Origin of the sequence: Vibrio sp. 10N.286.49.E11, assembly GCF_041469505.1 — a bacterium.
Lineage (GTDB): Bacteria > Pseudomonadota > Gammaproteobacteria > Enterobacterales > Vibrionaceae > Vibrio > Vibrio crassostreae_C.
Window position 1 is genome coordinate 79,174 of sequence record NZ_JBFRKQ010000045.1, and the last position, 9,921, is coordinate 89,094.

The window sequence follows — 9,921 nt, forward strand, 5'->3', positions numbered from 1 at the left end:
GAAGCGCGGTCAATATCAAAAATCATCCATTAAGTGTCAGGCTTCAGGCAATAAAAAACGGAGCACCTCGTGAAAGGTACTCCGTATATGATAGGTGCAAAACTTAGTGATACTTAAAGTTAGAGATTGAACAATCCCCAGTTTGTGCATTAATTCTGAATGAAAAAGCATGTGAATGATAATCCACGCCGTCATTCCAAATTGTCTCTCCAAATATCTTACATAGCTCTAGCTCACTTACTGAACCGAACTCTTCCATGTGTTTAGCTACAGATAAAAGTTTACCTCTTATCTCTGCAGTCCATTCCGTGTTACTCAAGCAGTTGAAAGCCATAGTCTTTTGCATATTACCTAGCCCAAATGTTTCTTGTTATTAAGTTATATGAAGATTCATGATAACAATTTTCTGGGGTTTGTAAATCTATTTTGTGATGAATATCTCACATACTCGCTTGCATTGGTCGGAAATTGAACTTCATTGTTGATAGATAGCACATTACTTTTACAACCTATTGATAAAGCTTTGATTAACGAGTTCTTAGAATATTATGAATGGGATTGAGCATATTTATCGGAAAAGTCCAGTCGAACGAGTGAGAGAATCTAATGGTGATTTCAGTTTGATGCATCGTTTGCTGGTTGGTTTATGTGGCGCGCTTCATCAATCATCGTCGCTTCTCTGCGGTATTTTGAAGACAGCTGACGGAATTTTTCACTGAGTGTATGGAGATCTCGGGAGAGTGATTGTGAGCTTTGTACGTGCACCTTTGCGCTTTCTGCCTGGCGCGGGAGTCTTGCTTTGGTGCAGTGTTTGGCGACGGCTTGCCATGAATACGCTAGAGAGTCAGCGCCTTCAAGTTCACTAGACACAACATACGCCTGTTGTAGCAAAACCTCGGAGACGTCATACGCGGTATTCATATGACTATTGAGCTGCACATTAAACCTTTCTTCGTACTTTGCCCAAAGCTCAATGATCTGCTTTTCATTAAAGTGTTTAGATAACAATGTCTGTGACTCATAGGTTGAAAGAACTTGGTTGAACTCTTTGGTGTACTGACTATAGCGACCTTCAAAAGAGAGCTGACGATCCAACAGTGTTTGCCAGTTTTCACGGTCACAATGATTCGCTAGAGCGACATTGGCACTCAAAGTTACGCTTACAATGATAACTTTCCCCCAAAAACTCATGACTTTCCTCTACTTACCGTGCGCTCTATTGAGAGTATAGATGAGCAGCAGCATGAGTTGATGTACACTTGAGACATACCTATAACGGAAGAGCTGGTGGATTTGATGAAAAAAGCGCTGATCGCTTTACTTGTGTTGTTGATATTGGGCGGAGGGGGAGGAGCGGCATACTACTTCTTGGTCATGAATAAAGACCCAATCCCACAAGAGAAAACGGTAGAGCCGGCGTTAGAAGCTACCGAGCAATCTGAATCTGAGCTTGTACCCATCATGGATCTTCAGCCTGAACCCGAGCAGACGGAATTTTACGTTTTGGAGAGAAAGCTTGAAGTGGTCGAGCAACCTGAAATTGATGGCTTGATAACAGATTACCTCTATAAAGGGGAAAAGGTGGTGGTACTCGAGAAACAAGGCGAATGGGCACGTATCTCAGACTATATAGTCCTTAAAGAAGGCGGCCCACAGACGGCGGAATGGGTCTCTATGTCAGGCTTATCGAATGATGAAGTCATTATTTCGGGAAAAGAAAGCAAAGAGATATTGGATTCCTATTTGGTTAAGTCTGATGACCTCAAGATCCATCAAGAAAAATTCCGTAATTCGGTGGCTAAACTGATCTCTGAGGGGGAGTGCGCCCCAAGTGATTTTGAAGAATTAGGCGGATGGGTGAAATCTGTTAAGTACAGCAATCGAGATGTCTATTTTATTTATTGCGGCGGACTGTCTCTTGAAAATAAAATTTATTTAGATGTAAATACAAACGAAATATTTACGAAGTAAAAATCGCCCCATTTTAAGTGTTGGACGTATTAATATTCTTTAGGGTTACCGTTCATAAGTAAAATTTTTGAAATCTTACTTTATCGCAGAGTGGGCTTCTTTATTGGCACCTCATTATATTTAATCCGATATAAGCAGTATCTGGCTATTCCGTTTAAACAATGGATCTACAGTTTTTATGGTATGAGAGTATTGTTGTCGGGATTCCGTAAAGCAGGTGCTGCCGATTCTTGATAAGGAAGATGTCGATAAAGAGAACGTCGATCCAGAAGCTTCGGAAAACCAAGCTTAACGTTTTGCCTCTTACTTAACAGTAGGAATACCTTAACAGTCGAAATACGAAGCACCAGACAATAAAAAAAGCCACTGAAATCAGTGGCTTTTTCGTATCAACTCATATCAGAATTATCTGGTAGAAGTTGATGGAATCTCGATTGTTAATCGATTTCTTTGTCTTTACCCATAGATAAAATCCAAAGAGATACGGCTGCAACACCTGCAAAGCCACCAAGAATGATAACTGGCATAGCGCTGTAACCTAGGATGTGCCAAATTACGCTTTCTAAAGTACTCATTCAATCGCTCCTTATTGCCAGCCTTCAACGCCGTGCATGTCTGGTAGTTTGTGTGCAATACCTTTGTGACAGTCTACACACGTTTTTTCACCAGAAGCTAGCGCAGTCGAGTGTTGTTTCGCACTACGGGGGCTCTGCTCTGAGAAGTCCATGTAATCGAACTGGTGACAGTTACGACACTCAAGTGAATCGTTCTTCTTCAATCGAGCCCATTCGCGTTCCGCTAGGTGAGCACGACGTGCTTTGAACTTTTCTTCAGTATTGATGGTTTTCGCAATAAAGTGTGCGTATAGCTCTTTAGATGCTTGAACCTTACGAACAATTTTATCTGTCCATTCATGAGGAACGTGACAGTCTGAACAGATAGCACGAACACCAGAACGGTTAGAGTAGTGAATTGTCTCTTGGATTTCAGCAACGATAGGTGCGTGACAGCCAGAACAGAATTCTTCCGTGTTGGTTGCCTCCATACCCGTGTTGAATGCACCCCAGAACAAAAGACCACCCGAGAAACCCAAGAACAAAACAACGCCTACGGCTGCTTTGCTTGGTGTCGCAAGTCTTTTCCAAAACGCTTTAAGTAATTTTATCATATATAGCCTCTCTTACAGTCCGGCTACGATTAACGCAGTGAATCTACAGGTTTGAACTCGTTCTCAACTAGTGGCTTAGCATTAGCTTGAGGTACGTGACACTGTAGACAGAAGTAACGACGAGGTGATACGTCTGCAAGTACCGCATCTTCACGGTTCATGTAGTGAGTTACACTCACTTTAGTAGCACCCATTTCTTTTGCGTTTTTCCAGCTGTGGCAAGAAAGACACTTGTTAGCGTTAAGAGAAACTTCATAGCTACGAATAGTATGAGGCACTAGAGGTGGTTGGTATACGTAGTCACTCTCAAGTACTTGGTCACGAGGGAACTTTTTGAAGTCATCTGCTGCGCGAGTTGCTTCAAGTTCACTTGCACCACGTAGAGATTCTACGCCACCAATGCCGCCTGGGTTATCCAGTTCAGCTTCAGCTTGAACTGCACCAGCTAGCAAAAGACCAGCTGATAGTAGGGCAGTAATCAGTTTTTTCATGGTTAATTTCTCCGCCTAAAGGCTAATTCTTTGAGTGGACTACTTCTTTCAAAAAGTAACGAAAAAAGCAGTCGCAATATTAAAAACGTCAGATCTACGAGCTAAGTGGTAAGAACATATTGTCCTTAAGCGACCTTAGTGATCTTAACTGGACACTTCTTGTAATCCGTCTGTTTAGACAGAGGATCCGTTGCATCCAAGATCAACTTGTTGATCAGAATTCTTGCATCAAAGAATGGTACGAATACCAAGCCTTGTGGTGGACGGTTACGACCACGAGTTTCAACACGAACGCGTACTTCACCACGTTTGTTTTCGATAAGAACTTCATCACCACGGCGAAGACCACGAGCTTTAGCATCAGCAGGGTGGATGTAACAAAGTGCATCCGGTACTGCTTTGTAAAGTTCTGGTACACGACGAGTCATAGTACCTGTGTGCCAGTGCTCAAGAACACGACCTGTACATAGCCACATATCGTATTCATCGTTTGGTACTTCAGGTGGCGCTTCGTATGGTGCATTGATGATCAGTGCTTTACCATCTGGTTTGCCGTAGAAGTCCCAATCAGAACCTTTCTTAGCATATGGATCTGAACCTTCTTTAAAGCGCCATAGTGTCTCTTTACCGTCAACAACAGGCCAACGTAGACCACGAACTTGGTGGTAGCGATCGTATGGTGCTAAATCGTGACCGTGGCCGCGACCAAAGGCTGCGTATTCTTCGAATAGACCTTTTTGAACGTAGAAACCTTGAGCTTGTGCATCGTCGTTAAGCTCTTGAGCTTCAGACAGTGGGAATGCATCAACGTTGCCGTTTTTGTAAAGCACGTCGTACATGGTTTTGCCACGGTACTCAGGCATTTTCGCAACCAGTTCTTCACCCCAAACTTCTTCAATAGTGAAGCGCTTAGAGAATTCCATGATTTGCCATAGGTCAGACTTAGCTTCACCTACAGTTTTCACTTGTTGGTACCATGCTTGTGTACGACGCTCTGCGTTACCGTAAGCGCCTTCTTTCTCAATCCACATTGCTGTTGGAAGGATGAGGTCAGCCGCTTGAGCTGTTGCCGTTGGGTACGGGTCAGAACATACAATGAAGTTATCTGGGTTACGGTAACCTGGCAGACGTTCAGTGTTGATGTTTGGACCCGCTTGCATGTTGTTGTTACACATTACCCAGTAAGCGTTGATTTTACCGTCTTTCAACATACGGTCTTGAAGAACAGCGTGAGCGCCGGGTACCGGTGGAATGGTGCCTTCTGGAAGTTTCCAGATATCTTCTGCAATTTTACGGTGTTTAGGGTTAGCAACCACCATATCGGCAGGTAAACGGTGAGCGAATGTACCAACTTCACGCGCTGTACCACACGCTGACGGTTGGCCAGTTAGTGAGAATGGGCTGTTACCTGGAGTAGAAATCTTACCTGTAAGAAGGTGGATGTTGTACACAAGGCTGTTCATCCATACGCCACGAGTATGTTGGTTCATACCCATAGTCCAAAGTGACATTACTTTGATGTTTGGATCGGCATATTGCTTAGCCAGCTTGATAAGGTCTTCTTGAGATACACCTGACATTTCAGACGCTTTCTCAACTGTGTATTCAGCAACAGACGCTTTGTAGTCTTCGAAAGAGATAGCAGTCATTTCGCCTGAGTTAGGGTTTGCGGCTGCTTTCTGTAGTGGATCATCGTCACGCAGACCGTAACCGATGTCTGTCTTTGCTTGCTTGAAGTTCGTGTGCTTGTTCACGAAGTCCCAGTTAACCGCATCGTTTTGGATGATGTAGTTTGCGATGAAGTTTGCGATCGCAAGGTCAGACTGAGGGTTGAAGATGTAACCCGTGTCTGCAAGCTCGAAAGAACGGTGGTAGTAAGTAGACAGTACGTTTACTTTAACGTGTGGGTGGCTTAGACGACGGTCTGTAATACGAGTCCATAGTACTGGGTGCATTTCTGCCATGTTTGAACCCCACAGTACGAATGCGTCTGCGTGTTCAAAGTCATCGTAACAACCCATTGGCTCATCAATACCGAAAGTGCGCATGAAGCCTACTACAGCAGAAGCCATACAGTGACGAGCGTTTGGATCTATGTTGTTTGAACGGAAACCCGCTTTCATCATCTTAACGGCTGCGTAGCCTTCCATTACTGTCCATTGGCCTGAACCGAACATACCAACACCTGTTGGACCGTTCTTCTTCAGTGAAGCTTTCCATTTCTCAGCCATCACGTCGAACGCTTTGTCCCAAGATACGGGTGCGAAATCACCATCTTTATGGAACTCACCATCTTTCATACGAAGAAGAGGTTGTTCTAGACGGTCTTTGCCGTACATGATTTTTGAAAGGAAGTAGCCTTTGATACAGTTAAGGCCTTTGTTTACAGGAGCTTCTGGATCGCCTTGAGTCGCAACCACTTTACCGTTTTGAGTACCTACTAGTACTGAACAGCCCGTACCACAAAAACGACAAGGCGCTTTATCCCACGTGATTTTTGTTTGATCAGAGCTAGCAATCAGGTTGGTTGCTGTTGCCGGTAGAGTTACACCTGCAACGGCTGCCGCTGATGCAGCTGCGTTTGCTTTCACAAACGCACGTCTTGTCATTTTCATACTTCACCCTCAAGTTGAGAATTGTTGCTTCCAGTTTCTAAATCCGTTTCGTCGAGTCCAGTTTCGATTTGGTGATAAACCAAAGCTGTCCCCAAAACGTTCTTAATGTTGTTTATTGCTTCGATGGTGTCCGTTACAAAACCTTGGTTTTCAGTTTCTAGGACCACGATGATTTTGCCTTCAGGGCTATCTCCGTAGATTTCAGCGTTATCGAATTGCTCGATCTCCGCTTTGATCTCATTTAGATGCTCAGGGCTCACATGCACGACTAAACTTGATATATGCACTTCATTTAGTGCCATAAATTGCTCTCGTTATTTTTGTTTTATGCATTACTCACAAGAATAGCCGAAGTAGGGCAAATTGCTACGCAGGCGCCACAACCGCTACACTCATCTAACTTGATTTTTGGTAGAGCAACACTGCCTGCTCTAAGTTGAAATTGAATGGCCATAGGTTCACACATGTCACCACAGCTTCGGCATTCAACATTTTGTTGCGCTAAACACTTATCAGAGATTTGTGCTTTTGCTTGCCAAGGCTCTCCTTGCTTTGGCTTAAAAATGGGTTCGGGACAAACATCTGCACATTGATAGCAGAACGTACACTCATCAATAGAGAAATCTACAGTGGGAAAACCACCATCGCCTACAATGATTATCTTAGTCTCACAACTCTCGATGCATTTACCGCAGCGAGTACAGTCATCTGTAAAGCTTTCTAGGCTGTCAATCCAAGGCAAACGAATCTGGCTTGAGTCAACTTTTCGTCTAGAAAAAAGACGGCGTTTTGATAGATCTACCACTAGATACCTATAGATGTTACTAAGATGTTGTAATTGTAGGTCATTATTCTATTAATATCTTGTAATGAGTCCTCACAAGTAGTGTAGTTTTAGAAACAATTGTATAAATACCCCCTAAGGGCTAATTGGGGGCATATATTGTCTTAGATCAATAAATTACGGAGCGAGTGATCACATATTGAATGGAGCTATGATTTTTGATGTGTGACAATACGATATCGCTGGCAAGTCATTTATCAATAGGAAGGCACTTTTGCTTATAAAACCGGTTTCATCTGTAACAAGTACGATAGCAAAATCTTTGCTCTCTATACTGCTGTTGTCGGTTGCTACGACTGGCTTTGCCATCTTTACTTTGGCTTCAAGTTTGAATGATGCGGAAGCGGTTAACGTGGCCGGTTCAATGCGAATGCAAAGCTACCGTTTAGCCCATGATATTCAAATAGAATCTGTCGATTATGAATCTCATATTCGTGAATTCGAAAGTTCTCTTTACTCGCCATCCATGGCTAATTTGGTCAGTTGGAATGTTCCGACAGACATCACAGAAGATTACTATTTAATTATCGGCCGTTGGCATGAGCTAAAACAGGTCTTGAATAGCGAAGAGCGCGATCACTATCTCGTGTTGGTTGAAAACTTCGTGGCTGAAATCGATGGCTTCGTTTATAAGCTGCAAGAGTTCTCTGAAGACAAGTTAATAAAGTTAGCGTGGGCTGGTGGTATCGGCCTTGGTGGGATTCTGGTCATATCTCTTTTTGTTGTTCACTTTGTACGTAAACAGGTTGTTAAACCGCTACATGCTCTTGTCGGTGCGAGCCAAAGAATCAAAAACAGCGACTTCGAGGTAGAACTCAAGGTGACCAGTAACAACGAAATGGGCATTTTGACCAAAACCTTCAACTCGATGGCCAAAGATTTAGGCGTGCTTTATCGAAACCTTGAAGATGTGGTGGATGCAAAGACGATTGAGCTGCAAAATGCGAACCAGTCGCTGCAGGCACTTTATAACTCGTCACAAGAGCTCACGGTGACGCGTATTGCTCCTGAAAACTTCCGAGCTATCTTGCAGCATCTCGTGAGCTTGGAAGGGATTGGATCACTGAGGCTCGAGATTGTCGATAACTCAGGCCGTTCATTGATTATGGATGAAGGTTACGATTCGAATTTAGACTACGAAAAGTTTGAGATGAAACTCGACGATAACGAACTTATTCTCGGCTATTTATACTGTTCATATCACCACGGGCACTCAACTAAAGCTCTGATCGAAAGCTTCATTCAACTGCTATCGAGAGCGATCTACTACAATCGTGCTCAAAAGAAAGCTGAACAGCTTATTATCATGGAAGAGCGTGCCACGATTGCACGTGAACTCCACGATTCATTGGCTCAATCACTGTCGTACTTGAAAATTCAAGTTACACTATTAAAGCGTGTGATTGGCAAACTGCCAGAGCAACAGCACCGAGAGCAATCTGAACAAATCGCGTCTGAGATCGGAAACGGCTTAGCCGACGCTTATACCCAGTTAAGAGAGCTACTCACCACATTTAGGTTGACCATTAAAGAGGGCAACTTTGGAGACGCCTTAAGTACCATGCTTGAGGCGCTCAGCGAGAGAACCGATGCGAAGATTAACCTCACTAATAATCTCTCATCGATCGAGCTTGATGCGCATAGTCAGGTTCACTTGCTTCAATTGATTCGTGAAGCAACAATAAATGCAATAAAACACGCCAATGCCGACTTAATAGATGTATGCTGTATCGATGAGGACGGTGAAGTATTAGTCGTGATAAAAGATAATGGAGATGGCTTTGACTCAAGTAGTTCCAAGGTGAACCACTACGGGATGAGCATTATGCAGGAGCGTGCGGTAAGACTGAATGGCGACTTGACGATTGAAGCGGCGCAAGGTGAAGGCTGTACAGTCATATTGAAATATAAAAGTTTGAAGGAAGTTAAAGTTGACGATTTGTAAAGTAATGCTGGTTGATGATCATCCATTGATGCGCAGAGGTATAAGCCAATTACTGAGCTTTGAAGACGAATTCGAAGTGATTGCAGAAGCAAGTAACGGCACTGAAGCGGTTGCTCTTGCTCATGAAGAAGAACCTGATTTGATCCTTTTGGATCTCAATATGAAGGGCATGTCTGGTTTAGATACCTTGAAAGCACTTCGCACTGACGGTTCTAGCGCAAACATTGTTATTCTAACGGTTTCTGATAGCCCTGCAGACATTGAAGCGATTGTAAAAGCAGGCGCTGATGGCTACTTGTTGAAAGACACTGAACCCGATGAGTTAATTGAACTGCTTAAGCAAGCAAACAGCGGTGACAAGGCTTACAGCAGTGTGGTTGCTCGTTACCTAAATGATGCTGGAAGCCGCAATGATATCTTCGAACAACTGACTGAACGTGAAATGCAGATCCTTCAAGAAGTCGCGAAAGGTTACCGTAATAAGCAGATCGCCGATCACCTGTTTATTTCTGAATCGACAGTTAAGGTACATATGAAAAGCTTGTTGAAAAAGCTGCAAGTGTCTTCCCGTACCGCTGCAACGGTTCTGTATCTAGAACGCTATGGTGAAATGAAGTAGGGCTTGTTCCTTTGAGATAACACTATTTCAAGCCTGACTGTTTATACATTTTGTACATGTCTCGATAGTTTTAACGATGTTGAGAAAGTGACATTAAAAAAGGCGCTGAACTTATTAAGTTCAGCGCCTTTTTGTTTACGCATTTTATATTCAGTATTGGTGTTCGTTTGTTCTTCGTTCTTTGAGATTAGAAACTTAAGGCTTACGCCGACATTGGAACCAATACAAGCGTACCGAAGATAACCGTAATAAGACCACAGATTACCGG

General features: G+C 43.3%; 11 protein-coding genes. 3 read left to right on the top strand and 8 right to left on the bottom strand.

Annotated elements, in window-relative coordinates; all coding sequences use genetic code 11:
• Positions 1-103: 103 nt before the first annotated feature.
• Positions 104-346, bottom strand: a complete 243-nt coding sequence (locus tag AB4167_RS10860; protein ID WP_017062621.1) for a hypothetical protein — start codon at positions 344-346, stop codon at positions 104-106.
• A 269-nt stretch (positions 347-615) separates the two neighbouring features.
• Positions 616-1,191, bottom strand: coding sequence for a hypothetical protein (locus AB4167_RS10865; RefSeq protein ID WP_102394558.1), 576 nt, complete (start codon positions 1,189-1,191; stop codon positions 616-618).
• A 96-nt stretch (positions 1,192-1,287) separates the two neighbouring features.
• Between AB4167_RS10865 and AB4167_RS10870 the strand changes: the two genes are divergently transcribed.
• Positions 1,288-1,971, top strand: coding sequence for an SH3 domain-containing protein (locus AB4167_RS10870; protein WP_372136521.1), 684 nt, complete (start codon positions 1,288-1,290; stop codon positions 1,969-1,971).
• 437 nt (positions 1,972-2,408) lie between these two features.
• On the opposite strand, the gene AB4167_RS10875 is transcribed toward AB4167_RS10870, so the two are convergent.
• From AB4167_RS10875 to napF, 6 genes are all read right to left on the bottom strand, one after another.
• Entirely contained in the window at positions 2,409-2,546 is a 138-nt protein-coding gene (locus tag AB4167_RS10875) for a TIGR02808 family protein (protein WP_010430103.1), read from the bottom strand.
• An 11-nt stretch (positions 2,547-2,557) separates the two neighbouring features.
• Positions 2,558-3,139, bottom strand: a complete 582-nt coding sequence (locus AB4167_RS10880; RefSeq protein WP_009845456.1) for a NapC/NirT family cytochrome c — start codon at positions 3,137-3,139, stop codon at positions 2,558-2,560.
• A gap of 29 nt (positions 3,140-3,168) precedes the next feature.
• Positions 3,169-3,630: a nitrate reductase cytochrome c-type subunit gene (locus AB4167_RS10885; RefSeq protein ID WP_017062614.1), complete on the bottom strand. Its 462-nt coding sequence runs from the start codon at positions 3,628-3,630 to the stop codon at positions 3,169-3,171.
• Positions 3,631-3,755: 125 nt separating this feature from the next.
• Positions 3,756-6,245 (bottom strand): periplasmic nitrate reductase subunit alpha, encoded by a 2,490-nt coding sequence (napA, locus tag AB4167_RS10890; RefSeq protein ID WP_372136522.1) that lies wholly within the window; start codon positions 6,243-6,245, stop codon positions 3,756-3,758.
• On the bottom strand, positions 6,242-6,547 hold the full coding sequence (locus tag AB4167_RS10895; RefSeq protein ID WP_008219286.1) for a chaperone NapD: 306 nt from the start codon (positions 6,545-6,547) through the stop codon (positions 6,242-6,244). Before AB4167_RS10895 ends, napA begins: the two co-directional genes overlap by 4 nt.
• A gap of 23 nt (positions 6,548-6,570) precedes the next feature.
• A complete protein-coding gene (gene napF, locus AB4167_RS10900) occupies positions 6,571-7,050 on the bottom strand; it encodes a ferredoxin-type protein NapF (RefSeq protein ID WP_017067052.1) in 480 nt (159 codons plus the stop codon).
• 253 nt (positions 7,051-7,303) lie between these two features.
• Here napF and narQ point away from each other — a divergent pair, with 253 nt between their 5' ends.
• Both narQ and AB4167_RS10910 read left to right on the top strand, forming a co-directional pair.
• A complete protein-coding gene (gene narQ / locus AB4167_RS10905; protein ID WP_372136523.1) occupies positions 7,304-9,034 on the top strand; it encodes a nitrate/nitrite two-component system sensor histidine kinase NarQ in 1,731 nt (576 codons plus the stop codon).
• Complete coding sequence (locus tag AB4167_RS10910) at positions 9,021-9,653, top strand: response regulator (RefSeq protein ID WP_372082863.1); 633 nt, start codon at positions 9,021-9,023, stop codon at positions 9,651-9,653. Before narQ ends, AB4167_RS10910 begins: the two co-directional genes overlap by 14 nt.
• Positions 9,654-9,921: the final 268 nt, after the last annotated feature.

Bases quoted from the DNA above. Each gene is read 5' to 3' on its own strand.
- AB4167_RS10885 (WP_017062614.1), bottom strand. From the start codon at position 3,630: ATGAAAAAACTGATTACTGCCCTACTATCAGCTGGTCTTTTGCTAGCT.
- AB4167_RS10860 (WP_017062621.1), bottom strand. From the start codon at position 346: ATGCAAAAGACTATGGCTTTCAACTGCTTGAGTAACACGGAATGGACT.
- AB4167_RS10880 (WP_009845456.1), bottom strand. From the start codon at position 3,139: ATGATAAAATTACTTAAAGCGTTTTGGAAAAGACTTGCGACACCAAGC.
- AB4167_RS10865 (WP_102394558.1), bottom strand. From the start codon at position 1,191: ATGAGTTTTTGGGGGAAAGTTATCATTGTAAGCGTAACTTTGAGTGCC.
- AB4167_RS10875 (WP_010430103.1), bottom strand. From the start codon at position 2,546: ATGAGTACTTTAGAAAGCGTAATTTGGCACATCCTAGGTTACAGCGCT.
- AB4167_RS10895 (WP_008219286.1), bottom strand. From the start codon at position 6,547: ATGGCACTAAATGAAGTGCATATATCAAGTTTAGTCGTGCATGTGAGC.
- napA (WP_372136522.1), bottom strand. From the start codon at position 6,245: ATGAAAATGACAAGACGTGCGTTTGTGAAAGCAAACGCAGCTGCATCA.